Genomic DNA, 24,512 nt, shown 5'->3' on the forward strand with positions numbered 1-24,512 from the left:
GAGGGGGGTGTTATTAATGATCAGGCATTGGGATTTATTTTTAGCACCGTATAAACAAGCCGTTGAAGAACTTAAGGTGAAATTAAAAGGAATTCGTTCACAGTATGATATGAAGTCTACGCATTCACCTATTGAGTTCGTGACGGGACGAGTAAAGCCTATCGCCAGTATTTTGGATAAAGCGACTCGAAAAGGAATTTCTCTCGATCGCTTAGAGGAAGAGATGCAGGACATTGCGGGACTCCGTATGATGTGTCAATTTACGGACGATATTAAAGCGGTCGTAGAGCTCCTGCGTCAGCGCACAGACTTTGAATTGATTGAAGAAAGAGATTATATTCTTCATAAAAAAGAAAGCGGCTATCGTTCATATCATGTGGTCGTATGTTATCCTGTTCAAACAATTAAAGGTGAAAAGAAAATTTTAGTGGAAATTCAAATTCGTACACTGGCTATGAATTTTTGGGCTACAATTGAGCATTCTTTAAATTATAAGTACAGCGGGAAATTTCCTGAGAATATCAAAAAGCGACTTCAGCGTGCTTCTGAAGCGGCTACTCAGCTCGATGAAGAAATGTCTCAAATACGAGGTGAGATTCAAGAAGCTCAGGCTATTTTCTCACGAAAAAAAGAATCGGCGGAAGAATCTTAGGTATGACTCAGCAACAGCTTTGTACATTGGATGGATAGGGGGAGAGAATTAGGTGGAGAAAATAAAATTTGCTATTACATCAAAAGGCAACCAAATATCAAATACGCTTATGCAAAAAATGAAAACGTATTTATTAGATTTTCATTTAGAATATGATGAAAACCAGCCTGATATTGTAGTGTCAGTAGGAGGGGATGGAACGCTTCTCTATGCGTTTCACCGCTATCGAAATCGACTTGACAAGACGGCTTTTATTGGGGTTCATACCGGCCATTTAGGTTTTTACGCAGATTGGACACCTGATGAGATTGAGAAGCTGGTGATTGCTATTGCAAAGACACCCTATCAGACTGTAGAGTATCCACTGCTCGAAGTGATTATTCGCTACACAAACGGTGGACGCGAAGCTCGATACTTAGCTCTGAATGAATGTACGGTAAAAAGTGTAGAAGGTTCTTTAGTAATGGATGTGGAAATTAAAGGGCAGCGATTTGAGACATTCCGAGGAGACGGCCTTTGCGTATCCACTCCCTCGGGAAGTACAGCTTATAACAAATCCCTGGGAGGCGCGATTTTACATCCTTCGCTTCAAGCTATTCAAATTGCTGAAATGGCTTCTATTAACAATCGAGTGTTCCGTACGATAGGTTCTCCATTGGTTCTTCCTGGACATCATACAGCGCTGTTAAAGCCTGTCAACGACGCAGACTTCCAAATTACCATTGATCATTTAACTCTTTTACATAAAGATGTAAAGTCGATTCAATTTCGGGTAGCAAGCGAAAAAATTCGATTTGCTCGCTTTCGTGCGTTTCCTTTCTGGCAGCGTGTCAGAGACTCTTTTGTATGTGATGATTAAAGGCAGGGAAGAGAATGAAACAAGTTTTTACGTTGAGTTGGACCGTAGATAATTCTTTCGAGGGTGTAGCGGTTCGTGAATTTTTAAAAGAACATGATATTTCCAAAGCTTCTCTGACGGACATTAAGTTCAGAGGAGGAGCAATTGAAGTAAATGGAAAGCATGCAACGGTTCGATATATTCTGCAAAAAGGTGACGAAATCAAGGTGGCGTTTCCACCAGAAAAAGCAAGTGAAAGTCTTCTTCCTAAAGCTATACCTTTGGATATTGTATACGAAGATGAGTATATTTTAGTTTTGAATAAGCAGCCAAACATGCCAAGTATACCTTCTCGAGAACATCTCACGTGGTCACTAAGTAATGCTGTGCTCTATTATTATGAGAAAAATAACATTAACTCGACTGTTCATCTTGTAAATAGATTGGACCGAGACACATCTGGGCTGCTTATTGTCGCTAAACATAGGCACGTTCATTACTTATTCTCTAAAGCACAAAAAGAACATGAAATTAAACGCGTGTACCGAGCTTTTGTTCATGGTAAGCTTGTTGGCAAAGAAACGATAGAGGCACCGATTGGCCGAAAAGAGTCAAGTATCATCGAACGGGAAGTAAGAGAAGATGGGCAGTGTGCTATTACACACTATACGGCGCTTTGTCAGTATTCTTCTTTTACAGAAGTTGCTCTTTCGCTTGAGACGGGGAGAACTCACCAAATTCGTGTTCATATGGCTTATAAAGGATATCCACTGCTTGGAGATACCTTATATGGCGGAACGAATCATCTTATTTCTCGTCAAGCTCTTCACAGCTATGAGCTCACTTTTTTTCATCCTTTTTTACAAAAAACTTTGTCTTTTACAGCACCTTTGCCGCCGGATATGCAGAAACTTCAAATCGTAAAAGAAAGTCGCTTTTTTTAATAAAAAGCGACTTTCTTTTTACACGAAGTGATTAAATTTTTCCTCTACATAAGGCATAGATGAAGGTACCGATATAATATTCCTTTCAGGATACTGAAACGCCGTTAAAGCCCCTCCAAAAACTGCGCCTGTATCAATATTAATGGTATTATGAATTTTTCTGGCTTTTACTACGGGTGTATGCCCATACACGATAAACGGTTTTCCGTTATAATGTTGGGCCCAGTCCCGTCGGACAGGCATGCCGTTTAGATGTTTTTCGCCCGTAATGTCTCCGTATAGCACAAAGGTTTTTACTTTTTTATCCGTTCTGCCGATGTATTCAGCTTTAAGACCGGCGTGAGCAATAATTAATTGGTTTTGATCAAGCTGCACATATAGAGGTGATTGTTCATAAAGCTCAATGAACTTTTTCTTAATGAATTTCTGTTCTCTTGAAGGTAAAGCTTCGTACTCGGCAACGGTCGTTTCTAACCCATGAGTAATTTGCACTTTGTTACCGCAAAAGAAGCGATATAGCTTATTGCAGTGATTGCCTGGACAGTAGTAAGCTTGCTGATGCTTTATTACAAGTGACCATACGAGTTCAATCACTTTTAGTGAATGAGGTCCTCGGTCTGTTAAATCACCTACAAATCCAAGGCGCCGTCCGTCAGAGTGGACAGGAATCCCATCTTGCCACTCATACCCAAGTTTTTCTATTAACGCTTTTAATTCATCATAGCACCCATGGATATCGCCTATTATATCTATTTTCATCTTTTGTCCACATCCTTAAAAGGTTTTTCCTTTGACGATATAAAATTACCCTTATATGGAGCAAACTATGTGTAGAACTTATATATTATTGGGAAAAGAGTAAAGAGCTGTGAGTTGAAAAAAAACAAAATTCATCATAAAGTTAAATGAGTTTTGTGCGACAGGGAGGTTGAAGACATGACAGATTCAATTGAAAAAGAAGAAAAGGCATGGTTCGCCGAACATTTACTATCACTTTTAGAAAAAAATGAAATCGATGCATTTCGTGAAGAATTTTTACATATGCATACGTATGACCAAGCTCAATTTTTTGAAGAATTAGATGAGCCTTCTAGATTTGCGCTGTACGAGATGTTATCTCCGGAAGAAATGGCGGATATCTTTGAAAATGTAGAGATACGAGAAGAAGATTATCAAGAAATTCTCTCAGAAATGCATCCCAATTTTGCAGCAGACATGCTGTCGGAAATGTCGGCGGATGATGCCGTTGACGTATTAAATGAATTGGATAAAGAACAAGTGGCGAGCTATTTAACGATTATGGATGAAGAAGCAGCCGATGAAATTAAAGAGCTGCTTCATTACGAGGAATATACCGCTGGAAGTATTATGACGACTGAATTTGTAGCCATTCGTGAAAATCAAACCGTACATTCAGCCATGCACATTCTACGCAGGGAAGCTCCAGAAGCGGAAACGATTTATTATGTATTTGTTATTGATGAACAAAAGCATCTAGCAGGTGTTATTTCTCTTCGTGATTTAATTATAGCAGATGAAGATACGATGATAAGCGAAGTTATGAATGAACGAGTCGTATCCGTGTCAGTAGCAGAAGACCAAGAAGAAGTTGCCCGTATTATGCGCGATTACAACTTTCTTGCGCTTCCAGTTGTTGATTTTCAGCAGCATCTTCTCGGGATTATTACGGTTGATGATGTGATGGATGTTCTTGATGAAGAGGCATCGGATGACTATTCTAAATTAGCCGGTATTAGTGATGTAGATGATACGATTGACCACAATCCTTTAGTAGCGGCCAAAAAGAGGCTGCCTTGGCTTATCATTTTGCTGTTTTTAGGAATGATGACAGCGAGTTTAATTGGACGTTTTGAAGATACATTGAATCAAGTAGCTATTTTAGCTGTATTTATACCTTTGATTGGCGGTATGGCCGGTAATACAGGAACACAGGCACTAGCCGTTGCGGTTCGCGGACTGGCCACGGGAGAAATCGAAGAAGAAAGCAAATTTAAGCTGTTAATCAGAGAAGCAGCTACTGGCATGATTACGGGTGCATCATGTGGACTTTTAGTTGTATTAATTGTTTATATTTGGCAAGGAGATCTGATTTTAGGCGCTTTGGTAGGAGTCTCTGTATTTTCAACATTGATTGTGGCTACACTAGCAGGAGCGTTTATCCCGCTTCTCATGCACAGGTTCAAAATTGACCCTGCAGTCGCATCAGGACCATTTATTACAACGATCAATGATCTTATCAGTATTTTAATTTACTTCGGTCTAGCGACAACATTTATGAGTTATTTAAAATAATGAAGGGACTTTAGAATTCGACATGAGTAATCATGTCGGATTTTCATTATCAGTTCATATAGTTGACAGAGAACCTTCAAGCTTTTATGATTAACCTTTAATTTTGAATACTAACGTCTTCGTTTTATAAATAGCGAAGGTAAAAGGAGGGGAATCTAATGGAACAGCACGCGTCCTTTACATCACTTGTTATCGTCATTAGTTTGGCCTTTTTAACGCCTATACTGTTGCATCGGTTTAAACTCAACATTATACCTGTAGTCGTAGCTGAAATTATTATGGGATTAATTATAGGGAAAAGTGGTTTTGACCTTGTGGAGCAGGATATGTGGCTTGAAACACTTTCCACTCTAGGCTTTATCTTTTTGATGTTTTTAAGTGGTTTAGAAATTGATTTTTCTGCTTTTGCTGGAGGAAATTCAAAAGACAAAAAGGCATCAGGAGCGAAGGTGCCAAATGCTTTTTCCATTTCTATACTAGTGTTTGCAGCTATCTTTGCGGTTTCACTATTTTTGTCCTATATTTTTGTATGGACCGGTTTTATTGATAATGCTTTTTTGATGACGCTTATTATTTCTACCATTTCACTAGGAGTAGTAGTGCCGACCTTAAAAGATGCACAGATTATGAAAAAGCCGATTGGACAAACCATTTTATTGATTGCGGTTATTGCGGACTTAGTCACGATGATTTTACTAGCCGTATTTGCTTCTGTCTATGATAAATCAGGAAATAGCAATACATGGTTGATTTTAATTTTATTTGGAGTAGGAGTGATTTTATACTTCATAGGGAAGCAGTTTAAAAACCGATCGTTTCTTGAGACAATGTCCAAAGGTACAATTCAAATCGACACGCGCGCGGTATTTGCACTCATTATTATTCTGGTGGGTCTTTCGGAGTCAATTGGTGTTGAAAACATTTTAGGCGCTTTTTTAGCGGGGTCACTCGTTTCTCTTCTAGCTCCTAACAAAAACTTAGTTCATAAATTAGATTCGTTTGGCTATGGATTTTTAATTCCTATCTTTTTTGTGATGGTAGGAGTGAAGCTTGACGTTTGGTCATTGTTCAGTGATAAAAAAGTGCTGATTTTAATGCCTTTATTATTCATTGCATTATTAATATCCAAGCTAGTCCCAGCGTTAATCTTAAGAAAATGGTATGATATGAAAACCGTTTTAGCATCGGGTTTTCTTTTAACATCGACTCTATCACTTGTTATTGCAGCAGCAACGGTTGGTGAAAATATTGGTGTTATTGATTCACAAATGTCCGGTGCGCTGATTTTGGTGGCGATTATTACATGTATTATTACACCTATTATCTTTAGAAAGCTGTTTCCAAAGCCAGAAATCAGTGACAGAAAGCTGAAGGTTAATATGCTCGGTGCAAATCAATTTACACTCCCGGTTATTCGAGAAATGGATCTTGATTTATATGATGTTACGATTTATCATCCTACTCAGGACAAAATTGAAAACCGTACGTCGGATTCCATTTTTAATATCGTCGACATCGATGGATATAGTAAGGAAACTTTAATACGTATGGGGATTTTAGATGCGGATGTATTAGTTGTAACAACAGGGGAAGAAGAAAGAAATAGCGATATTGCTCTATTTGCAAAAGAATACGGTACAGAACGGGTTATTGCCCGCGTAGAAAGTCCTGTATTAGATGAAAAGATGAAAGAAAATAACATTGAAGTTTTTTCTGTGCTGTTATCTACGACTGCATTGCTAAAAGCTTTAATCGAATCGCCAAATATTTTAAATATCTTAACGAATCAAGAAACAGCACTTTATCAAATTAATATGCGTAACCCTAAATACGAGGGGGTAGAGCTTCGTAAGTTTCCATTTACAGGAGATGTGATTTTTGTTCGAATCTTTAGAGGCAAAGATTCTATTGTACCTCATGGCGATACAGAGCTTGAATTTGATGATCGTTTAATTGTAACGGGATCTCGCTCGTATGTGAATGAATTGCGTATGCTTCTTGAGTATAAAATTAGATAAAGGTATCTAGATAGGTTTAGTTTTCTATCTTATTGAATGAGAGAAAGAGGCTGGAACAAAAGTATTTTAGCTCAAGTAAAAAACGAACCACTGATCAAAATGTTTGATTAGTGGTTCGTTTTTTTTTTGTTGTTTTGAAAATAAGTTTCATCTGTTTAGCTCTTTCTAGCAGTTGATTGGAGGGCAAGACGAAGACTCCTGCGGGAAAAGCGGAACAGATGAGACCCCGCAGGAGCGCAAGCGACGAGGAGGCTCATTGGCCGCCCGCGGAAAGCGAAGTCTTGCACGGAAATCAACTGCGGTGTAACAAGCGGTTCAGCTCATGTGTCCCATTTGTGCGTCTTTAGATTGAATTAATTTCGTTATGTCTCAACCTCTTTTATTGTGTTTTCTCAAATGCTGGAAATAAAAGTACAGCGCTGCTTTTGGTGTTAAAAAGGCTACAGCAAAAAAATAAACAAGTTTTTCCGTGTTCAAGCATACATTTTTAAAAGAACGATAACAAGCAATTGGAGGTATGCTTCATGACTAACTCAAAATCTAAGTCAGAAGAAAACGAGCCGCTAATGTACATTGTCCAGCCAAACGCTACGCAAAATCAGCGTTCTATGCAATATTATTTTAGTTCAAAACACCAAGACAATAAAGGAATAGAGAAAGAGCACGTGTTAAAAGAAGAGCCCAGCTTTTCTTCCATTCAAGAAGTCAGAGAGCCTGACGTAGAAAAAGTGGAAGAGATTAAGCAAGAAAAAGAGGAAGAGCGTTCAATTGTTCCCGTAGATATACCACAATCAGAGACTAAAAAGCCAAATAAAATGTTTCAGTCTATGACGATTAAAGAAAAAGTTGAATTTCTATGCAGCTTCCCGCCTCATATGTCTCAGCCAATTTGTGAAATTACGTGTCAAAACCAAAAATATATAGGGACAATTTTAGAATTAAAAGAAGGAAGTTTATACGTAAGCGTTCCTCCTAATAAAGAGAAAACAGTATTGACATTTCATGATATTCAGACTATATCTATCGTTAAAATTTAAGTAACTCTAAAAGCTAACAGTGAAGAAGCACGTTAGCTTTTATTTTCATAAGTTTGTGAATGCACGGAGGAATGAAGATGACATGGATTTACCTAACATTATTTGTCTTTGCGACGTTTCGACTTACTCGTCTAATTGTTTTTGATAAAATTACAGCGTTTATTCGTAAACCGTTTCATAAAATCGTAGAGGATCAAGATGAACAAGGAAATACCGTAACTTATTTAGAGATAAAAGGGAAGGGACTGCAAAAATGGATTGGAGAGCTGCTCAGCTGTTATTGGTGTACGGGCATATGGTGTGCGGTAGGGATTTATTTTAGTTATGTAGCGTTCCCGCATATTGCTATTCCTATCATTACAATCTTAGCTATTGCAGGATGTGCAGGAATTATAGAATCGTTTATGAAATAAATGGACGAGTTAAAAGACATATTGAACATCAATATGTCTTTTAATAATTAAGGGAAATTTAGCACTACTTTATTAAAAAAAGGAATGCCTTCTTGCCACTCTTCGCTATAAAAAAAGCCTTCTAGAATAAATGAACTCGTATCGGAGGACAGCGGAATGACTACTTGAAAAGAGTCAAATAGTAATTTTTCTTTCGGCTTTAATACGGTTTGCTTAATAGGTTTGATCCAATATTCACCGTCATTTTGAATTTTTTCGTTCCATTTTGGATGAGCATAGCGCCATTCTAAAGAAGAAGAGGGGATACTGGAAACTTCAATGTCTTTTTCATCAATGATCTTCCCGCTTAATATAGCCGAAGCAGTGGGTTTCATTTTTAAGCAAAGCACCGGAGAGCGTAAAGTACTGCTCGTTTGATTTTGAATAATTACGTTGCCGAATATCATCAGCTCGCTTTCATCTTGTTCCGGCAGCAGTATAGAATGTTGAAAGAAACAGAGGATATCACTCTTTTCGAACCTTTCCACAGGTTTTTCCACAATTTTTTCGATTACTTTTTCCACAATCTTTTCTTCAATAACGGGCTGTTTTCTCGAGGCTTTTTCCCGAAATGCTTCTGCAATAATTTTTTGTTCAGAAAGCTCGTTTCTTAGTAAATCCAGCTCTTTTTCTAATCCTTCAATTTCTACTTCTTTTTCAGATGTAGAAAGCGTCTCAGCGTGTTTTTTCTTCCAAAACGATGTATTTTCTTTTTCTCGTTCTAAAGCTCGTTCATAGCTTTTTAATTGGTTTTGTACGTGCCGAATTTCCGATTTATAGTGAATGAGCTTTTGTTTTAATTGAGTTAAATCATCTTTAGGGGAAGGGGAGTTACGACTCATCTAGTAGTCTCCTTTCCTGCTGAGCTATGAATTAAGTTTGTAAACCTGAGCTGCCCACAGCAGTTTTATTTATATGTATGCACAAAGCTTGTAAACGATGAAAAAAGAGGAGAAATATTCTCCTCTGATAGAGTATTTAATTAATCGAAATCTGTTTCAAAGGAACTTTCATAGCTTCTTTCATCACATTCATCGTGATGATGTTTTCCAGGGAAGATAGCTTCACATTGAGGTGGATATTCGACAGGTAAGCAACCAACGTTGGATGGATCGATGATTTCAGGTCGAGGGTAGCAGAAGCTGCCTTCCACTTCAATTTTCACGTCTTTTTCAATTTGTACACTTAAACATAATACGATGTCGAAGCTTAGCAGTTGTAAACGTCCGTGTGATAATCTTATAGAACCGCTTGTTCCTTCAAAAGAATCTAGGTGTACAACTGGGTCAGTGCCTTCAGGAGCACAAAGATAAAACGTTTGATGTGTTTTCCATGGAATATTGCAAGAAGTAAATTCATGATGTTTTTGATGGTTACCTAAATCAATTAACTTAATCTTGTAAAAGCCACTGATTGATAATTTAACTTCATGAAGAACAACACTTTCTCCATCGGGTAAAATAATTGTTCGAGGGCGGCGACCTCCGTGCGGCACAAGTTCAATTACTTTATCCAGTGCGTTTTCATCTGAAGGATCCACAGGATTACCATGGCAATCTGTTAAAATGATTTCAACTTCTACGTCATCTCCTAAACCTTTAAGCACATGTTCATTAAATAACGAAGTGTCATGGGTAAAAATTTGTGGTAAAACGACTTGACGTCTAACCCAGTCGTACACTTTAGGTACGCGGATACACAATGATTCAAAAAGTTCTCCCATTTTTAAACCTCCTAATTGTAATTGTCCTTCCTTTACGCTTTTCGTTACTAGGTATCGGACTACTATAGTGTATGAATGACCTGCTTTTATGTTCCTTAGTAAAAGCGGAATTTATCGGAATAAATTCTAGGTGAAGCGAGCATAAAAAATGAAGGAAATAATAAACTCAATTACAGCATATTCATGTTAATAAAAAGTGTTATTCATCTTTAACTGATTTTTTAGAAGTAGTGGGTTATTTATAATGGAGGAGTGAAGGGCATGAGTGAGGAAAAAACAAAACAATATATTGCTTCATTGAAGTCAGAACTGGCTTTTTATAAAGAAGAATATCAAAAATTCAAGCATCAAGAATTTGAATATGAAGATATTAAGGAAGAGTTAGCGGAATTAAAGCAAAAGCATGAAGAAGAAAAAAAGAAGCTAGAGGAAAAAATAGATTGGCTTAAAGCATGCGTCAATGAACAAAAACCAAAAATCGAACAGTCCATTGTACAGTACAATCATGAAGCACAAGGAACCATTCAAGAGCTGCAAAAACGGCTGCGTGAAGTGACAGAGCAAAAGGGAGGAGAAAGATCAAGAGTAAGAAAGCCAAAAAACAGCACGGATTTATTTTTGTCCATGCAGCGCAAAATGGACAAATAAGATAGAACGTCTTTCTTTAGTCCTGAATATAATGTTATAGATAGGATGCTGTGAAAAGGAGGGAAAACATGATGTATTATCATTATAATTATAATCCTAATCAATACCCTCAGCCCCTGCCTTATCATCCACAACCAATGACAAAACAATCGGTAAAGAAAGGGCAGTCTATTCCTAAGCCAGTCCAGTACCCTTCTCCAAAACAAGGTGGTTGCGGCTGTGGTTCAAAGTTACCAAAGCGATAAGCAATAGAAGCATTGTCACTCGGACAATGCTTTTTTACATAGAGTGGAGAGAGGTGTAGAGATGCCGGATTTTTTCGATGAATTTGAACGTTTTTTTGAACAGCATATGATGGGAGAACATCGAAAGAGAATGAAAGAAGTAGAAAACGAAGAAAAGCAGATGGAACAGCAAGAGAGGAAACTGCAGCAAAATGTAAAAAGACTTGATGAGCAAGATGCTGAAGATCCGTTTGGACAATGAAATTTAATGTACACAGTTGAAAAGCCCATACAAAATCATTTGAGTGAACATACAGTATAGAGAGTAAAACAGAGGGGGTGTAATATTATGGGCTGCGGATTTGGCTACGGTGGTTGTGGTTACGGTGGTGGCTACGGCGGTGGTTTTGCGTTAATCGTTGTATTATTCATTCTATTAATTATTGTTGGTTGTGTTTGTTTTTACAATTAATCCCTTCTATGAATAAGGCACCGAAAAGTGCGGGTGAAGTTTCACTCGCACTTTATTTTTTTATTAAATGTAAAGGGCACCATCTAGGCACATGGTGCATACGATGAAGTATAAATAAAGGAGGTCATGCAAAATGGATAATAATATGTTTAAAAATATAGAAAAGAAAACAGGCGTTAATATGAAGGATATTTTTGAACTTGCGAATTCTGTACAAAATGCTAATTTTAAAGATGAGCAAACGGTGCGTAATATTGTGAAGCGAGTAGCACAAATTGCGAATAAACCAATTTCAAAACAAAAAGAAGAACAAATTGTTAAGGCGATTGCAAACAATAATCAATCCATTGATTTTGCGACCATCGCTAAAATGCTAAATGAGAAAAAATAATTTAATGTTTTTATATAAAGCCCTGACGTGTCAGGGCTTTTTTCTATTTATGCAATTTCATTTGTTTGAAATGCGTTAGAATCAAGATCAAACAGTTCCGGATGCTGTGCTAAGTAATTAATTTCTTTAATACGATGAGCGAGAGGGGGATGAGTTGAAGTAGCTTGAGTCAACCACATAAAAAAACCTTTTTCCTGTGAGTGCGTATGAACAAATTCCTCCTGATTTACTTTTTTATTTAGACAATGACCAACCGCAAGTATAGTGAGTGCTTGAGTGGCAGCTTTTGCATCACCAATCGCAACGGAAGCTATGCGATCACACGTATATTCACAGGCCCTAGAGTAAGCTTTTCCTAAAAAAGGAACCCAAAGAGCAGGTAGAATAAGTGAGTGGTAGAATGTATGCTTACGTTTGATATGAACTAATTCGTGGGCAATAATAAAAGAAAGTTCTTTTTCTTGATTATCTTCAATCATTTCAACAATGTCGGAGTATAAAACGACAAAGTGACGTCCAAAAAAACGTGTAGCAAACGCGTTTAACAAGCCGCCTGATTGAACAATATAAATATCGGGCAGCTCTAAATCCAGCTCTGAAGATAAATGTTTTGCCTGATGATAAGTGTGCGGGAACTGCTTCTCTGTCAATCTAACTCCATTATTGCGAATTTGAGCAATAGAGAAACCGTGGAGTATAAATGTAATTAAAAAACCGATTACAAGATAAATAATACCAACGAGTGAAATAATTAAAAAGAAATAGGTTAATAAGCTGATAACCATACACAGAATGAAAAAAATCTTTTCATTTTCATGAATAAGCTTTGCGTTCAATAATGGAGCCCCCTAAAATATAGTAGTACAGTACATAACGTAGTGTAACGCATCCACTTATGAATATCTACCTCTTAGTGGAATATTTGGTTAATAATAGATGGTGAGAATATTAGTTATGGACGCTAGCATGAAGTAAGAAAAAGAGGTTGAAACATAACTACAGGAATCCAATTTAAAGACGAACAATCTGGATACATGATCTGGACTGCTTGCTCGACCGCTGTTGCTTTTCGTGCAAGGCTTCGCTTTCCGCGGGCGGCAGATAAACCTCCTCGTCGCTTGCGGTCTGCAGGGTCTCATCTGTCCCGCTGTTCCCGCAGGAGTCTTCGCCTTGCCCTCCAACCAACAGCTAGAAGCACCTGCGTTCACCATGATTATAAAAAAACGAACTATTTATCCGTTTTTGATAGATAGTTCGTTTTTCATTTTAATGAAACTACTTTTGTCCCAGCTTCTTCCTTCAACTCAAATATTTTTGTTTCAGCCTGTTTTTCCTTTACACTTTTTTTATAAATGACTTCAGGAATCTTGAAGGATAAGCGGTTTTACCTCTTCTAGTTTGCGGAACAGATAAATAAAGTGAATTCTGTGCACGCGTCATTGCTACATATAAAAGACGGCGTTCTTCTTGAAGCGGCACATCATCTCCCCCTCGATAAGCTTCGAGTGCATAATCATGAGGCAAACCGCCATCTACGCTGCTCAGTACGTATACATGCTTATATTCAAGACCCTTTGCTCGGTGAATTGTGGTTAGCTGAATACTTTCATTAAATTGCTTGCTTAAAGCTTTCATCTCTGTGTTCATGGCAATCATATGATCCACATGCTCTAAGAGTTCAGGTACGGTTTTAAATTTACGTGCTACAACTTTTAAATCCCGCACGTCATCTGAACCTTTTTCCATCGTATTTCCTTCATTTCCGCGTTTTTTGACAAAATCATCGAATCCCATATCTTTAGAAATTGTCTCAAGTGCCAAAGAAGGAGACATTGATTTTAGCGATTTGAATAAAGGAATTACTTTCTTGAGCTTTTTTTGCTGAAACGGTTTTAAATCTTGAAGATATTCAAGCGCATCAATAAATGTACCATCATGAAGAATACTTGCTGCTTTTAAGTCATTGACTGCTGTTTTCTTTAAAAAGAGTGCGTTTACTAAATCTTGCAGCGAACTTGCGTCATTTGGATTCACGCTCAAGCGTAGAAATGAAAGTAAACTTCGAACCATGCGTCTTTTATAAAACGAATCCGCATCTTGTTCGATTGAAAATGGCAGGTTTGACTGCGATAAACGTTCAAAGATGGCGCGTGAAGAAGCGTGAGTTCGGTACAAAACCGCAAATTCAGTTGGAGAAGCCCCTTGCTTAATCTTTTCTTTCATATCCGTTACAATCATTGTTGCTTCTTCTTCTTCGTCGTATGGAAAGAAGAAGGTAGGTCGCAACTCATTATCAAACTGGGCAGCCATTTCTTTTTGTCGGCGCGCTGTATTTCGTGCAATGACTTTATTAGCGGAAGAAACGATGGCGTGAGCTGAACGATAATTTTGGTTTAACGTAATAACAGTTGTATTAGCAAAATCTTTTTCAAAGTTTAAAATGAACGAAGGGTCGCTTCCGCGGAAAGCGTAAATTGATTGATCATCATCTCCTACGACACACAAGTTTTTAGAGTCTTCACTTAGCATTTTCATAATTTTATATTGAACTTTATTGATATCTTGAAATTCGTCAATTAAAAAATAGCGAAACCTTTTTTGATAACGAGTTAGTAAATCGGGATTTTGCTTTAGCATTTCATAACATCCATACAGCATATCATCAAAATCGAATAGCTGTTTTTGCTTTTTGACTTCTTCATAGCGACGATATAAAAAGTGCACATCTTGTTCCCATTTGTCTTTTGGGCGAACATCTTGCACCCCAACAAGTGTGTTTTTCCAATAGCCGATTTGCTGAAGTGCCTGGTCAAAAGGAAAATCTTTTTCATCCACGTGGAGCTCTCTTGCTGCTTCTTTCACAATCTGTTCTTTTTGCCAATCCCATTTTAGCAGGCGATCCATTTGCCACGCTTGAGGATTGTGATGAACAATCATACGTAAGAAAATGCTGTGAAAAGTTCCAACTAGCATTTGACGAAGATGTAAGCCGGACATCTTTGGATATGTAGCCAATCGTTCTTTCATTTCTTTAGCTGATTTAGCCGTGAAAGTCACCAGCATAATGGATTTTGGATCAATTTGTTTTTCTTGTATCATATATGCGGTGCGAGCTGTTAACACACGCGTTTTTCCGCTTCCCGCACCGGCTAGAATAAGAAGAGGTCCTTCTGAATGTGTAACAGCTTTCCATTGGTTCGAATCTAATTCAATACCGCTCTCTTTAAATTCATTTAAATAAGGAGAGTCAGAGTGTTTAGGAACAGGTAGTTTTGAGCGAAAAGCAGGAACACTTGAAAAAGGTACGGAAGACCTCCATGTCGCTTTCTCTTTTACAGTTGAATTTTTCTCCCCAATAGCTCGTCCTTTAGGAATACGAAATCCATTGGTTTCTCTGTATTCAGCCGGAGTTTCTTTTATTTGTTGTACAGCTGTTGTTTCTGATAGTGTGTCTGAACACTCTTCTCTTTCATGGGGAACTTGAGCATGATAAAAGTAAGGAGAATGCTCAATCCCCAGATATAATTTAACTGGTTCTCCGCAGTGAGCACACGTCATTTCTCCTCTGAGACTAGCTTCATATAAATATTGAAATCGGTCTCTAGCCGTTATAGCAAGATTAAGTATCTGATTTTGATAAAGTGCACGTTGCAAAAAACATGGCCTCCTTTGTAAAACATGAACAATCAATAGTAAATAAGAGGGAGTTAAAGCAAGAAGCCGCTCTCGTTCTACATCGATATAGATGTGTATATACGCACAGTTTTTATTTTATAATCAAAGTCTATCATATCAAAATCATCTTTTTTTAAAAAGAGCACGGATATTTTTGAAGGGATAGGATGTAAAAAAGGGTATATATTGAGTAAGAGATCACATATGTTCAAAAAAAGGCGGTATAGATACAAAGTGCCATCTGTTTTGAACAAGTCTAGAAGAGGGCGTAAGTGAGCTGTTTCAATGTGGATACTTCTTGCGAAAAATACTGAGGTCTGGGAGTAGAAGGTATCTTGAAAAAGAGGAGGGTTCATATGGGATATATCCTGCCCGTCACACCTTATCAATCTATTCAATATGCAAATCGCCTTCAAAAAAATAATGCTTCTTTTTCAAATCGTATTTGGCCTATTGAGAAAAAAAGCTTTGACGAAGGGTTTGAATCGCGTTCTCACTCACTGGAATTGACGCCAAGTTCAGTACAAAAGCGAAAAAAACCTCAAGCAGCAGAGCGTGTATACAGCAAGCTAACAAATAAGGGCCTAGTGATTAATACACGTGTCTAATAGTAAAAATCGTGAACGCAGCAGAATGAATGCGCTCACGATTTTTTAATAAAAGTAATGAACACGTAAAAAACATTTTAGTAAGATTCAATAAAAAGAGTACTGCCCTGCTGCCATTCAGCATAAAGCACCTGTTTATAATCGGTAAATCCCTGTTTTTTCAATTGTGTCTTTAACCATTCTTCATCAAAGCCTGACTGAATTAAGTTTTTCAAAAGCAAACGTCCATCACTGACGAAGGCGATAGATAAAACAGGCTCAGAAGGAGGCAGCTGTAGATCGCTTCTTGTTGGCTTAGCATAATCAGATTTTGGCAATACGCTTAGTGATCCATCTGTTTCTAAAATCGCATATTCAACTTCACGAATGGAAAATATGTCTTTTGAACGAAGCATATGAAGAAGCTGATCGATATCCAATCGATTTTTGCTAAGTTCTTTGTACGAAATTTTCCCTTTTCGAATAATAATAGATGGCCGTCCTTCTAAAAACAAGCGCAGGCGAATATTTTTTTGAGTAATAACTTCGGTGACATAAATAAGCGCTCCCCAAAAGATAACAGCAAATAAAATTTTTCCTATTCCTACTTCTGAGTCATATAGTGCATTTCCTACTAACTCTCCTAATACAAGAGCAGAGATAAAATCAAAAGTGGTAAGCTGAGTGATCGTCGCTCTGCCTAAAAATTTAGTTAAAATAAACAAGCAGATAAATCCGATAAAGAGTTCTAATGCGATTCCGATAAGTTCATCCATATTTTCACCTAATTCACATGATTAGGTATTAGTATAAGCAAAGCGAAGGTTCTTATCCTTTAAAAAAGCAAAAACACTAGGTTCAATTCCTAGTGTTTTTTACTTAGTTTCTTTACCATCTCTACATGTGGAATTCCAGCATCCATAAATTCACCTGAAACCGTTACGTAGCCTAGCTTTTTATAAAATCCTTCCGCATGCGTTTGAGCATGCAGCTTAATCTTTTCAATCTCATGCTCTGCTGCGAGCTCTTCTAACTTATCCATCAAAAGCTTTCCTACACCGTCTTTTCGATAAGAAGAAAGAACGCAGATTCGTTCAGCTTTTCCATAGTCCTCTACCATACGGAAGCGCCCTGCCCCAATTGGCGCAGTTCCTTTGTATACAACTAAATGCAGGGCTTCGGAATCGTATTCATCGATTTCTTGCTCTACATCAACCTGCTGTTCTTCTACAAATACTTTTTGACGTACGAAGTAAGCATCAGAATGATCTTGTTTGTTCGTTAGTACTTTGATGTTCACGTATCTTATCCCTTTCCAAGACGAAATGTTTCAAACACAGTCCATGTTTCATTTTCAAGCTGGTACATTAAATGAAAGCGATCCACTGTTTCTTCATGAGCGACATCTACAAGCTTCAACTGGCTATACACATCTAAGTGCTCATCATCTGAAAGGCGTTGACCAATTGTAATATGCGGAATAAATGAATACTCAGTTGGCTGTTCGAGATTGCCTTCATGAAGTTTATTGTAAAGTGACGTTAGTTCTGGCTTTTGTTCCACTTTTAAGTAAATAACGTTATTGGCTGGTGAAAATGAGCTTACTTTCGTTACATTTAATGTAAATGGATTTGTTTCTTCGGCAATTTTACGCAAGTTAGCCGCAATTTCATCAATTTGGTCTTCTGTAGCTTCAAAGACTTCTTTTAATGTAAGATGAGGCGGAATTAATGAATAGTGAGAATCATAGCGCTTTCGATAAGAATTCGCTACATCTTGCAATTTTTTAGATGGAAAAAGTACAACGCCAAATTTCATAAAAAATCCCTCCAAAGTAAGATCATAAAATATGTATAAAGCGAGCTTATTATAACAAATTTTCAAAAAATATGATATCTTTCTACTTCAACATATATTGAAGCGACCGCTTTACGTCTTTTTGCCAGTATTTCCACGTATGATTTCCATTAAATTCTTCGTAGAAAACAGAATATCCACGCTGCTTCATTTGTTCGTGCAACAGGCGGTTAGGCTCAATAAAGTTCAATATACCGTCTTGTGTTGTTTTGACATCCGTTTCTTCCGTTCCAATAACATGATACAAATCAAGAAGTGAAGGAGAAGCAAATGAGTTGACCGTTTGTAATACAGCATCGTTCACGAAAGGAGAATGCATAATTACTTTCCCGAACGTGTGAGGGTACGCAATGGCCGTCAGCAGTGAAACTGTAGCAGCAAGTGAATCACCAATTAGAACACGTGATTTTCCCATTTGATATGTAGGATATGTTTTATCCAAAAATGGCACAAGTTCATGTGCTAAAAAGCGAATGTAAGCATCTACCTGCTTTCCTTCTGGATGATACTTATCGCGTCTGTCTTCCACGCTTTTATATGGAATTCCAACAAAAATAGTACGATCGATTTCTGACTCGTTCATTAAATCATCGATTAAACGAGGTGTACGTCCGTACATAACATAATCTTTTCCGTCTTGGGCAATAAGTAAGGAATACTTATAGAGCGTAGAATAGTTTGACGGCAAATAGACTAGTAACGTGACATCTTCTTGCAGTGCGTCACTATAAAAAGAAATTTCTTCTAACTTCCGCTTACTTTCTGACATGAATAATCGACTCCTATGCATTTGAATGAAAGCGTTACCTTTATTGTAACACATTTTCTAATAACCGTTCTTTATTTTATTGTAACGAATTTTTTAGCGAATGACGAGAAAGAGGCATACGTTGCTAAAAAAGAAGCTGGGACATAACGAAATGACTTTCATCTAAACACGAACAATCTGGATATAGAATCTGGACAGCTTGCTCGACCGCAGTTGATTTCCGTGCAAGACTCCGCTTTCCGCGGGCGGCCGGTGAGCCTCCTCGTCGCTTGCGCTCCTGCGGGGTCTCACCTGTTCCGCTGTTTCCGCAGGAGTCTTCGCCTTGCCCTCCAATCAACTGCTAGAAGGAACGAAAGAGATAAAATCTGCGTCTACTTTAACAAAAAAACGAACCACTAATCAAACAGTTTGATTAATGATTCGTTTTTCACTTCGGCTCCACTACTTTTGTCCAAGCCTCTTTTCGTTAATCTAATTTTTTCATTTTTTTAAACATAGCTTTTTCTGCTTGGCTGGCTTTTTTTAGCGGCTTCTTCGTATATTCTTCTTCTTTTTCATCAATGGAAACCAATTCTGTGTCATTTTTTACATAACTTCGGATATTGCGAGCACCGAAATAGCCGTTTACATCTTCTAAAATAGGCTTGTTTTCTTTTTGATCATAAAGAGTATATGAATTCTCTTCCTTAACGATAGCGTAGTGATTCCCCGCTAGAAGAGCTACGGCTTCTTTTTCGCTTTTTCCAAACGTAGACATAAGGAACAGAACGATTAAGACGATAAAGAAAAGGGCTGTTGCGCCAATGAAAAATAATAATAAGCCTCTGCTAAATTTACTTTGTTTTTCTTCCACAGTAGACAAACCTCCTGATTCGATAATTTTATTATAGCAAGTAAATGTAATGAGCGCCTAAAGAGATATGTGACGAGTTTATGAATTCAGGTGGATGAAACAAAAAAGGTTTTTAGCGCCTTTCATCGAATTTAATATAAAGAGAGACAACAACTTGAAAAGGAGAGAGAGACATGACAGCGAAAAAAATCCCAACGAGCAAAGAAGTAGCAAAGGCAACATTTGATTTGCTGGAAGAGCGTGGCGTAACAGTTTTGGATATTGCTGAAATTGTGTATGATTTACAGCTTCCTTATCATCCGGCTCTAACCATTCAGGAATGCGCTGAAAGCGTAGAAAGAGTACTGCAAAAAAGAGAAATTCAGCATGCGCTTCTAGTTGGAATCGAACTTGATAAGTTAGCTGAGCAAAATAAATTATCAGAACCTCTTCAAAGCATTGTAGAACAAGACGAAGGGTTGTTTGGTGTTGACGAAACGATTGCTTTAGGTGCCGTTTTAACCTATGGCAGTATCGCTGTTACGACCTTTGGCTATTTAGATAAAGTAAAAGTAGGCATTATTGAAAAGCTGGACTGTAAAAAAGAAAAAGGAGTTAATACCTTTTTAGATGATTTAGTAGCGAGCGTAGCTTCTAGTGCGGCAAGTCGTTTAGCTCACCGTCAGCGTGATGAACAAGAACAGCTGCAAGAAGGCAATCCGGCTACGTAATGAACTTCTTTTAGTATGTATATAAGCTGCGTAAATTAACACGTCGAAATGATTTAGTCTTTTATTTGAATAACGGAGACTAGGCACGTATCACCTGCGTGTCTAGTCTCCGTTAATGGAACGATTTATGGCTGTAGTGAAGTAGTCATAAGGTAGCTTAAGTTTTTCAGCCCAAGACTTTCATAGAAAGCACGTGCTTTCTCGTTAAATGCCCATACGGTAAGCTGGAGGTCATTTGCTCCTTTTTGTACAGCCCACTGTTTCGTAGCAGAAAAAAGACTTTTTCCTACACCATAATTTTGAAAGCCTTTCTTAACGCCAAAATATTGGATGTACGCTGTGTAGGAAAGAGGAGCTAATGTAGTGGGAGGGTTATATTTTAATTCAACAACAGACGCCCCAATAATTTGATTTCGATATTGAGCTACAAGAATATCAATGGTTGCATAATAAAGAGTAGCTTGATATTGTTCCGGAGATAAAACAGCCATCTGATTATCAAACATAGAAGGAAGCGCATTTGCGTGGAGTTCTAGTGATTCCCCTAATATTTTATTTACTTCTGTATAATCATCGAGTTTTGCAGTGCGATAGATAATCTCCATACACACTTCACCTACTTTTTAAAAGTTGTGCTTTATCATATGTAGCAACTTAGAAAATGTTAAATGAGAATTAAAACTCGAAAATTTTAAGCGAAGAACTGCACTAAACAGAGCATATATTCTATGCTCTGTTTGGTGTTATAGTTGAGGAATATATAAGAGCGAAACGTTAAATTCTAGTTTCAGCAATGGCATCGCGTACTTTTTCAAGCGAGTGTTTAGAGGCATCTTTATTCGCAATCATTACATTAACGTACAAAGCATCAATGAGGCTTAGCTGTCCAATTCTCGAGGCAAGAGCTTCAGATCGATATTCTGTTTCTTCTGAACTCGTATAAAGAGAAACGTCGACATTTTGGCTTAATGGAGATTTTGGAAAACCCGTAATACCGATCGTTTTGGCACCGTTCGCTTTTGCTGTATTTAAAATGTTCATCGTGTCTTTATTTGTTCCAGAATGAGAAATCACTACCGCTACATCCTGTTTTGTTAATTGAGAAGCGGACATAAGCTGGAAGTGGGAATCAATAAATGCAAACGTTTTAATTCCTGTTCGAACAAATTTATGAAAAGCATCCATAGCCACTACGGAAGAACCACCCGTGCCATAAAACTGAACTTTATCCGCCTTCATAAGAAGTTTGACAGCTTTTTCAATAGCGTTGCTTTCTAGTATTTGTAATGTATTTTCAAGCGTTCGCACATTGGAGCGAAAGATTTTTTCAGCAATCGTTTTTTCATTATCCGTTTCAGCAATTTCCTCGTGAATCTGCTGAATAGGCGTCATAATTTCAGCAGCCAGCGCTATTTTCATCGCTTGATAGCCCTTGAAGCCAATTCGTTTACAAAAGCGAAAGACTGTTGCATCAGCTACATTTAAATCGTCTGCCACTTCGTTAATGGTACTGTGAATAATTTGTTCCGGCTGTTCTAAAATATAATTTGCTATTTTTTTCTCTTTTTCACTGAATCTAGCATAGTGAGAACGAATTTTTCCTAAGCAATTTTGCGTCATAACTGATGTTCCTTTCCACGAATTTAGTAGTAAAAAGAGTATAGCACAAAAATATGAGTGAAAAAAATTTTCTTGTAAACGATTGCAAAATGAAAAATAATTCGTATAATGGAGGTAATGTGAAATTTTTTTTCAAAGGGAGTTTGTAAAATGAAAATTGGATTAATCGGTTTAGGAAAAATGGGATATAATTTATCATTAAATTTAATGGACAACCATCATGAAGTAGTAGCTTATGATGTAAATAAAGAAGCGGTAGAAAAACTTTCAAATGAAGGAGCAACTGGCGCCTTTACTGTTGAAGCGTTAGTCAATGAACTTCCTCCTTCACCTAAAGTTGTATGGATTATGGTTCCGGCTGGAGAAGTAACGGAAAATGTTATTACAGAACTAAAAGAACTTCTGTCAGAAGGAGATATTATAATAGATGGAGGAAACTCTAATTATAAAGAATCCATTCGACGTGCTCAGGATCTTCAGGAAAAAGGTATTTACTTCTTTGATGTAGGGACAAGCGGCGGAATGGAAGGCGCAAGAAACGGAGCGTGTACAATGATCGGTGGAGATGCGGAAGTATTCCGTACAATTGAACCGGTTTTTAATGATATTTGCGTAGAAAATGGATTTATGTACGCAGGTAAAAGTGGAAGCGGTCACTTTTTAAAAATGGTTCACAATGGTGTAGAATATGGAATGATGCAATCCATTGCTGAAGGATTTGAAGTTCTGGAAAAAAGTCAGTTTGATTTCGACTATGAAGCCGTAGCGCGCGTTTGGAATAACGGATCTGTTGTTCGTTCTTGGTTGATGGAACTAACAGAAAATGCGTTTTCAAAAGATCCTAAACTAGACAGTATTAAAGGGATCATGCAGTCTTCTGGCGAAGGGAAATGGACCGTAGAGACTGCTCTTGATCTTCAAACAGCAACTCCTGTTATTGCTTTATCGTTAATGATGCGCTATCGTTCATTAGAGGAAGATACATTTACAGGAAAAGTTGTAGCAGCACTTCGAAATGAATTCGGCGGCCACGGTGTTGTAAATAAGTAAAGTAGTAAAGTAGGGGGACAGCAGCATGAGCAAAAAATATGCAATAGGTGTAGATATCGGAACAACGAGTACAAAGTCTGTATTGTTTTCAGTAGACGGTACAGTCATTGCGAATCATGGGATTGAGTATCCATTATACTCGCCGACGCCCGCGATGGCTGAGCAAGATCCTGAAGAAATTTTTCAAGCAGTTGTACGTACCATTCAAACGGTTGTAAAAACGAGCGATGTAAAACCTGAGGATATTTTATGCGTTTCATTCAGCTCAGCTATGCACAGTGTTATTGCCGTTGATCAGCAGGGAAAACCGCTGACAAAATGTATCACGTGGGCGGATAATAGAAGTGCAGAATGGACGGAAAAAATTAAAAATGAATACAATGGTCATGAGATTTATTTGCGTACGGGTACGCCTATTCATCCGATGTCGCCTCTTTCCAAACTAACATGGCTTTCTAATGAACAGCCTGAATTAGTGAAGGGAACACATAAGTTCATTTCGATTAAAGAGTATGTATTCTTTAAGTTGTTTAACGAATATGTTATCGACTATTCGATTGCATCAGCAACGGGTTTGTTTAATCTGAAAAATCTTGCGTGGGATGAAGAAGCACTTAAAGTAGCAGGTGTTACAACCGATCAGCTATCCACTCCTGTTTCAACTATGCATCAAGTGAAAGGGCTAAACCCAGAGCTTGCACTTGAGATGCACTTACTGCCGGATACGCCCTTTATTGTAGGTGCAAGTGATGGCGTATTATCAAACTTAGGTGTAAATGCGATTGAACCAGGCGTTGTTGCTGTGACGATCGGGACAAGCGGAGCGATTCGAGCAGTGACTGACAAGCCAGTAGTTGATCCCAAAGGTCGTATTTTCTGTTATGCGTTGACAGAAGACCACTGGGTAATTGGCGGCCCTGTAAATAACGGAGGCATGATTTTTAGATGGGCTCGCGATCAGTTTGGAGCGTCCGAAGTAGAAACAGCTAAACGCCTTGGAAAAGATCCGTATGAAGTATTAACGGATATTGCGGCTTTAGTGAAACCGGGAGCAGACGGCTTATTGTTTCACCCATACCTTTCAGGAGAGCGTGCGCCGCTTTGGGATGCAAATGCGAAAGGTTCATTTTTCGGCCTAGGTTTGCATCATAAAAAAGAACACATGATTCGTGCCGTATTAGAAGGCGTTATTTTTAACTTGTATACGGTATTATTGGCACTTGAAGAGTTAATTGGAGAGCCTACAAAGATTCAGGCAACAGGCGGATTTGCACGTTCCGCACTTTGGCGTCAAATGATGGCAGATATCTTTAACCAAGAAGTATCCGTGCCGGAAAGTTTTGAAAGTTCATGTCTAGGAGCAGTTATCCTTGGCTTATATAGCCTTGGCGAAGTTGACTCATTAAACGTTGTTTCTGATATGGTTGGAGCGACTAATCATCATTATCCAATCAAAGAAAACAGTGAAGTATATAAAGAGTTAACGGCTATCTATATTCGTTTGGCTCGCTTATTTAAAGAAGAATACGAAAGCATTACGGCTTTTCAAAAAAAATACGTACATTAAGTTCAAAAATCATCGCTTGAAGTTTTCAAGCGATGATTTTTTGTGTGTTAGGTTATCTAACAATCAAAAGAGTTGACACTACACAATATATAAAAGTTCCTTCAAATAATGT

General features: G+C 37.8%; 31 protein-coding genes. 17 read left to right on the forward strand and 14 right to left on the reverse strand.

What is annotated here, in order from left to right:
* Nucleotides 1-16: 16 nt before the first annotated feature.
* From yjbM to MMB69_RS17460, 3 genes are all read left to right on the forward strand, one after another.
* On the forward strand, nt 17-652 hold the full coding sequence (gene yjbM / locus MMB69_RS17450) for a GTP diphosphokinase (RefSeq protein WP_014461566.1): 636 nt from the start codon (nt 17-19) through the stop codon (nt 650-652).
* A 61-nt stretch (nt 653-713) separates the two neighbouring features.
* The gene (locus MMB69_RS17455) at nt 714-1,511 is read left to right on the forward strand and encodes an NAD kinase (RefSeq protein ID WP_025749877.1); all 798 of its coding nucleotides are present in this window, start codon (nt 714-716) and stop codon (nt 1,509-1,511) included.
* A gap of 14 nt (nt 1,512-1,525) precedes the next feature.
* The gene (locus MMB69_RS17460; RefSeq protein ID WP_221785513.1) at nt 1,526-2,434 is read left to right on the forward strand and encodes an RluA family pseudouridine synthase; all 909 of its coding nucleotides are present in this window, start codon (nt 1,526-1,528) and stop codon (nt 2,432-2,434) included.
* 18 nt (nt 2,435-2,452) lie between these two features.
* On the opposite strand, the gene prpE is transcribed toward MMB69_RS17460, so the two are convergent.
* The gene (prpE, locus tag MMB69_RS17465; RefSeq protein ID WP_221812996.1) at nt 2,453-3,193 is read right to left on the reverse strand and encodes a bis(5'-nucleosyl)-tetraphosphatase PrpE; all 741 of its coding nucleotides are present in this window, start codon (nt 3,191-3,193) and stop codon (nt 2,453-2,455) included.
* Nucleotides 3,194-3,370: 177 nt separating this feature from the next.
* On the opposite strand from prpE, the gene mgtE reads away from it, so the two are divergent.
* From mgtE to MMB69_RS17490, 5 genes are all read left to right on the forward strand, one after another.
* A complete protein-coding gene (gene mgtE / locus MMB69_RS17470; RefSeq protein ID WP_014461563.1) occupies nt 3,371-4,747 on the forward strand; it encodes a magnesium transporter in 1,377 nt (458 codons plus the stop codon).
* Between the two features lie 158 nt (nt 4,748-4,905).
* Nucleotides 4,906-6,765 (forward strand): monovalent cation:proton antiporter family protein, encoded by a 1,860-nt coding sequence (locus MMB69_RS17475; protein WP_277448102.1) that lies wholly within the window; start codon nt 4,906-4,908, stop codon nt 6,763-6,765.
* Between the two features lie 172 nt (nt 6,766-6,937).
* Nucleotides 6,938-7,072, forward strand: a complete 135-nt coding sequence (locus MMB69_RS17480; RefSeq protein ID WP_255219837.1) for a hypothetical protein — start codon at nt 6,938-6,940, stop codon at nt 7,070-7,072.
* A gap of 217 nt (nt 7,073-7,289) precedes the next feature.
* Nucleotides 7,290-7,802, forward strand: a complete 513-nt coding sequence (locus tag MMB69_RS17485) for a CotO family spore coat protein (protein ID WP_221812995.1) — start codon at nt 7,290-7,292, stop codon at nt 7,800-7,802.
* Nucleotides 7,803-7,879: 77 nt separating this feature from the next.
* Nucleotides 7,880-8,215, forward strand: a complete 336-nt coding sequence (locus MMB69_RS17490) for a DUF1360 domain-containing protein (protein WP_035334808.1) — start codon at nt 7,880-7,882, stop codon at nt 8,213-8,215.
* A 47-nt stretch (nt 8,216-8,262) separates the two neighbouring features.
* Here MMB69_RS17490 and MMB69_RS17495 read toward each other — a convergent pair whose 3' ends face one another.
* The gene (locus tag MMB69_RS17495; RefSeq protein ID WP_221785510.1) at nt 8,263-9,096 is read right to left on the reverse strand and encodes an OmpH family outer membrane protein; all 834 of its coding nucleotides are present in this window, start codon (nt 9,094-9,096) and stop codon (nt 8,263-8,265) included.
* Nucleotides 9,097-9,236: 140 nt separating this feature from the next.
* Nucleotides 9,237-9,977, reverse strand: a complete 741-nt coding sequence (locus tag MMB69_RS17500) for a BMQ_0737 family morphogenetic spore coat protein (RefSeq protein ID WP_221785509.1) — start codon at nt 9,975-9,977, stop codon at nt 9,237-9,239.
* Between the two features lie 261 nt (nt 9,978-10,238).
* Here MMB69_RS17500 and MMB69_RS17505 point away from each other — a divergent pair, with 261 nt between their 5' ends.
* The 5 genes from MMB69_RS17505 to spoVIF all read left to right on the forward strand — a co-directional run bounded on the left by MMB69_RS17505 (nt 10,239) and on the right by spoVIF (nt 11,712).
* Complete coding sequence (locus tag MMB69_RS17505; protein WP_221785508.1) at nt 10,239-10,625, forward strand: hypothetical protein; 387 nt, start codon at nt 10,239-10,241, stop codon at nt 10,623-10,625.
* Between the two features lie 68 nt (nt 10,626-10,693).
* The gene (locus MMB69_RS17510) at nt 10,694-10,870 is read left to right on the forward strand and encodes a hypothetical protein (RefSeq protein ID WP_164797097.1); all 177 of its coding nucleotides are present in this window, start codon (nt 10,694-10,696) and stop codon (nt 10,868-10,870) included.
* A 61-nt stretch (nt 10,871-10,931) separates the two neighbouring features.
* Nucleotides 10,932-11,111, forward strand: a complete 180-nt coding sequence (locus MMB69_RS17515) for a hypothetical protein (protein ID WP_221785507.1) — start codon at nt 10,932-10,934, stop codon at nt 11,109-11,111.
* Nucleotides 11,112-11,198: 87 nt separating this feature from the next.
* Nucleotides 11,199-11,321: a YjcZ family sporulation protein gene (locus MMB69_RS17520; protein ID WP_013055448.1), complete on the forward strand. Its 123-nt coding sequence runs from the start codon at nt 11,199-11,201 to the stop codon at nt 11,319-11,321.
* 133 nt (nt 11,322-11,454) lie between these two features.
* A complete protein-coding gene (spoVIF, locus tag MMB69_RS17525; protein WP_013055449.1) occupies nt 11,455-11,712 on the forward strand; it encodes a sporulation-specific transcription regulator SpoVIF in 258 nt (85 codons plus the stop codon).
* Between the two features lie 47 nt (nt 11,713-11,759).
* On the opposite strand, the gene MMB69_RS17530 is transcribed toward spoVIF, so the two are convergent.
* The 3 genes from MMB69_RS17530 to MMB69_RS17540 all read right to left on the reverse strand — a co-directional run bounded on the left by MMB69_RS17530 (nt 11,760) and on the right by MMB69_RS17540 (nt 15,366).
* Nucleotides 11,760-12,548: a M48 family metallopeptidase gene (locus MMB69_RS17530; protein ID WP_260506938.1), complete on the reverse strand. Its 789-nt coding sequence runs from the start codon at nt 12,546-12,548 to the stop codon at nt 11,760-11,762.
* A 175-nt stretch (nt 12,549-12,723) separates the two neighbouring features.
* On the reverse strand, nt 12,724-12,897 hold the full coding sequence (locus tag MMB69_RS17535) for a hypothetical protein (protein WP_260506937.1): 174 nt from the start codon (nt 12,895-12,897) through the stop codon (nt 12,724-12,726).
* A 150-nt stretch (nt 12,898-13,047) separates the two neighbouring features.
* A complete protein-coding gene (locus MMB69_RS17540) occupies nt 13,048-15,366 on the reverse strand; it encodes an ATP-dependent helicase (protein WP_277448104.1) in 2,319 nt (772 codons plus the stop codon).
* 377 nt (nt 15,367-15,743) lie between these two features.
* On the opposite strand from MMB69_RS17540, the gene MMB69_RS17545 reads away from it, so the two are divergent.
* Nucleotides 15,744-15,995 carry a hypothetical protein gene (locus MMB69_RS17545; protein WP_221785505.1) on the forward strand — a complete coding sequence of 84 codons (252 nt, stop codon included), beginning with the start codon at nt 15,744-15,746 and terminating at the stop codon, nt 15,993-15,995.
* Nucleotides 15,996-16,072: 77 nt separating this feature from the next.
* Here MMB69_RS17545 and MMB69_RS17550 read toward each other — a convergent pair whose 3' ends face one another.
* The 6 genes from MMB69_RS17550 to MMB69_RS17575 all read right to left on the reverse strand — a co-directional run bounded on the left by MMB69_RS17550 (nt 16,073) and on the right by MMB69_RS17575 (nt 19,453).
* A complete protein-coding gene (locus tag MMB69_RS17550) occupies nt 16,073-16,750 on the reverse strand; it encodes a DUF421 domain-containing protein (RefSeq protein WP_221785504.1) in 678 nt (225 codons plus the stop codon).
* Between the two features lie 89 nt (nt 16,751-16,839).
* Nucleotides 16,840-17,274, reverse strand: a complete 435-nt coding sequence (locus MMB69_RS17555; protein WP_013055454.1) for a GNAT family N-acetyltransferase — start codon at nt 17,272-17,274, stop codon at nt 16,840-16,842.
* Between the two features lie 5 nt (nt 17,275-17,279).
* Complete coding sequence (locus MMB69_RS17560; RefSeq protein ID WP_013055455.1) at nt 17,280-17,792, reverse strand: YjcG family protein; 513 nt, start codon at nt 17,790-17,792, stop codon at nt 17,280-17,282.
* An 82-nt stretch (nt 17,793-17,874) separates the two neighbouring features.
* Complete coding sequence (locus tag MMB69_RS17565) at nt 17,875-18,600, reverse strand: alpha/beta hydrolase (RefSeq protein WP_028412337.1); 726 nt, start codon at nt 18,598-18,600, stop codon at nt 17,875-17,877.
* A gap of 124 nt (nt 18,601-18,724) precedes the next feature.
* Entirely contained in the window at nt 18,725-18,937 is a 213-nt protein-coding gene (locus MMB69_RS17570; RefSeq protein WP_269870457.1) for a hypothetical protein, read from the reverse strand.
* A gap of 129 nt (nt 18,938-19,066) precedes the next feature.
* Nucleotides 19,067-19,453, reverse strand: coding sequence for a hypothetical protein (locus MMB69_RS17575; RefSeq protein WP_144631704.1), 387 nt, complete (start codon nt 19,451-19,453; stop codon nt 19,067-19,069).
* Nucleotides 19,454-19,626: 173 nt separating this feature from the next.
* Here MMB69_RS17575 and MMB69_RS17580 point away from each other — a divergent pair, with 173 nt between their 5' ends.
* Nucleotides 19,627-20,163, forward strand: a complete 537-nt coding sequence (locus tag MMB69_RS17580; RefSeq protein ID WP_013055458.1) for a phosphatidylglycerophosphatase A family protein — start codon at nt 19,627-19,629, stop codon at nt 20,161-20,163.
* Nucleotides 20,164-20,288: 125 nt separating this feature from the next.
* On the opposite strand, the gene MMB69_RS17585 is transcribed toward MMB69_RS17580, so the two are convergent.
* A complete protein-coding gene (locus MMB69_RS17585; protein ID WP_025749861.1) occupies nt 20,289-20,768 on the reverse strand; it encodes a GNAT family N-acetyltransferase in 480 nt (159 codons plus the stop codon).
* 169 nt (nt 20,769-20,937) lie between these two features.
* A complete protein-coding gene (locus MMB69_RS17590; RefSeq protein WP_013055460.1) occupies nt 20,938-21,783 on the reverse strand; it encodes a MurR/RpiR family transcriptional regulator in 846 nt (281 codons plus the stop codon).
* Nucleotides 21,784-21,933: 150 nt separating this feature from the next.
* Here MMB69_RS17590 and gnd point away from each other — a divergent pair, with 150 nt between their 5' ends.
* Both gnd and gntK read left to right on the forward strand, forming a co-directional pair.
* Nucleotides 21,934-22,833, forward strand: coding sequence for a phosphogluconate dehydrogenase (NAD(+)-dependent, decarboxylating) (gene gnd / locus MMB69_RS17595; RefSeq protein WP_277448108.1), 900 nt, complete (start codon nt 21,934-21,936; stop codon nt 22,831-22,833).
* A gap of 25 nt (nt 22,834-22,858) precedes the next feature.
* A complete protein-coding gene (gene gntK / locus MMB69_RS17600; protein WP_277448109.1) occupies nt 22,859-24,400 on the forward strand; it encodes a gluconokinase in 1,542 nt (513 codons plus the stop codon).
* The last annotated feature ends 112 nt before the right edge of the window (nt 24,401-24,512 follow it).

The organism is Priestia sp. P5, from assembly GCF_029522155.1.
Taxonomy (GTDB): Bacteria; Bacillota; Bacilli; order Bacillales; family Bacillaceae_H; genus Priestia; species Priestia megaterium_E.

Bases quoted from the DNA above. Each gene is read 5' to 3' on its own strand.
- MMB69_RS17550 (WP_221785504.1), bottom strand. From the start codon at position 16,750: ATGGATGAACTTATCGGAATCGCATTAGAACTCTTTATCGGATTTATC.
- MMB69_RS17505 (WP_221785508.1), top strand. From the start codon at position 10,239: ATGAGTGAGGAAAAAACAAAACAATATATTGCTTCATTGAAGTCAGAA.
- spoVIF (WP_013055449.1), top strand. From the start codon at position 11,455: ATGGATAATAATATGTTTAAAAATATAGAAAAGAAAACAGGCGTTAAT.
- MMB69_RS17460 (WP_221785513.1), top strand. From the start codon at position 1,526: ATGAAACAAGTTTTTACGTTGAGTTGGACCGTAGATAATTCTTTCGAG.
- MMB69_RS17500 (WP_221785509.1), bottom strand. From the start codon at position 9,977: ATGGGAGAACTTTTTGAATCATTGTGTATCCGCGTACCTAAAGTGTAC.
- MMB69_RS17585 (WP_025749861.1), bottom strand. From the start codon at position 20,768: ATGGAGATTATCTATCGCACTGCAAAACTCGATGATTATACAGAAGTA.
- gnd (WP_277448108.1), top strand. From the start codon at position 21,934: ATGAAAATTGGATTAATCGGTTTAGGAAAAATGGGATATAATTTATCA.
- MMB69_RS17545 (WP_221785505.1), top strand. From the start codon at position 15,744: ATGGGATATATCCTGCCCGTCACACCTTATCAATCTATTCAATATGCA.
- MMB69_RS17590 (WP_013055460.1), bottom strand. From the start codon at position 21,783: ATGACGCAAAATTGCTTAGGAAAAATTCGTTCTCACTATGCTAGATTC.
- MMB69_RS17510 (WP_164797097.1), top strand. From the start codon at position 10,694: ATGATGTATTATCATTATAATTATAATCCTAATCAATACCCTCAGCCC.
- MMB69_RS17560 (WP_013055455.1), bottom strand. From the start codon at position 17,792: ATGAAATTTGGCGTTGTACTTTTTCCATCTAAAAAATTGCAAGATGTA.
- MMB69_RS17565 (WP_028412337.1), bottom strand. From the start codon at position 18,600: ATGTCAGAAAGTAAGCGGAAGTTAGAAGAAATTTCTTTTTATAGTGAC.
- MMB69_RS17580 (WP_013055458.1), top strand. From the start codon at position 19,627: ATGACAGCGAAAAAAATCCCAACGAGCAAAGAAGTAGCAAAGGCAACA.
- MMB69_RS17485 (WP_221812995.1), top strand. From the start codon at position 7,290: ATGACTAACTCAAAATCTAAGTCAGAAGAAAACGAGCCGCTAATGTAC.
- MMB69_RS17515 (WP_221785507.1), top strand. From the start codon at position 10,932: ATGCCGGATTTTTTCGATGAATTTGAACGTTTTTTTGAACAGCATATG.
- gntK (WP_277448109.1), top strand. From the start codon at position 22,859: ATGAGCAAAAAATATGCAATAGGTGTAGATATCGGAACAACGAGTACA.
- MMB69_RS17495 (WP_221785510.1), bottom strand. From the start codon at position 9,096: ATGAGTCGTAACTCCCCTTCCCCTAAAGATGATTTAACTCAATTAAAA.
- mgtE (WP_014461563.1), top strand. From the start codon at position 3,371: ATGACAGATTCAATTGAAAAAGAAGAAAAGGCATGGTTCGCCGAACAT.
- prpE (WP_221812996.1), bottom strand. From the start codon at position 3,193: ATGAAAATAGATATAATAGGCGATATCCATGGGTGCTATGATGAATTA.
- MMB69_RS17475 (WP_277448102.1), top strand. From the start codon at position 4,906: ATGGAACAGCACGCGTCCTTTACATCACTTGTTATCGTCATTAGTTTG.
- MMB69_RS17520 (WP_013055448.1), top strand. From the start codon at position 11,199: ATGGGCTGCGGATTTGGCTACGGTGGTTGTGGTTACGGTGGTGGCTAC.
- MMB69_RS17490 (WP_035334808.1), top strand. From the start codon at position 7,880: ATGACATGGATTTACCTAACATTATTTGTCTTTGCGACGTTTCGACTT.
- yjbM (WP_014461566.1), top strand. From the start codon at position 17: ATGATCAGGCATTGGGATTTATTTTTAGCACCGTATAAACAAGCCGTT.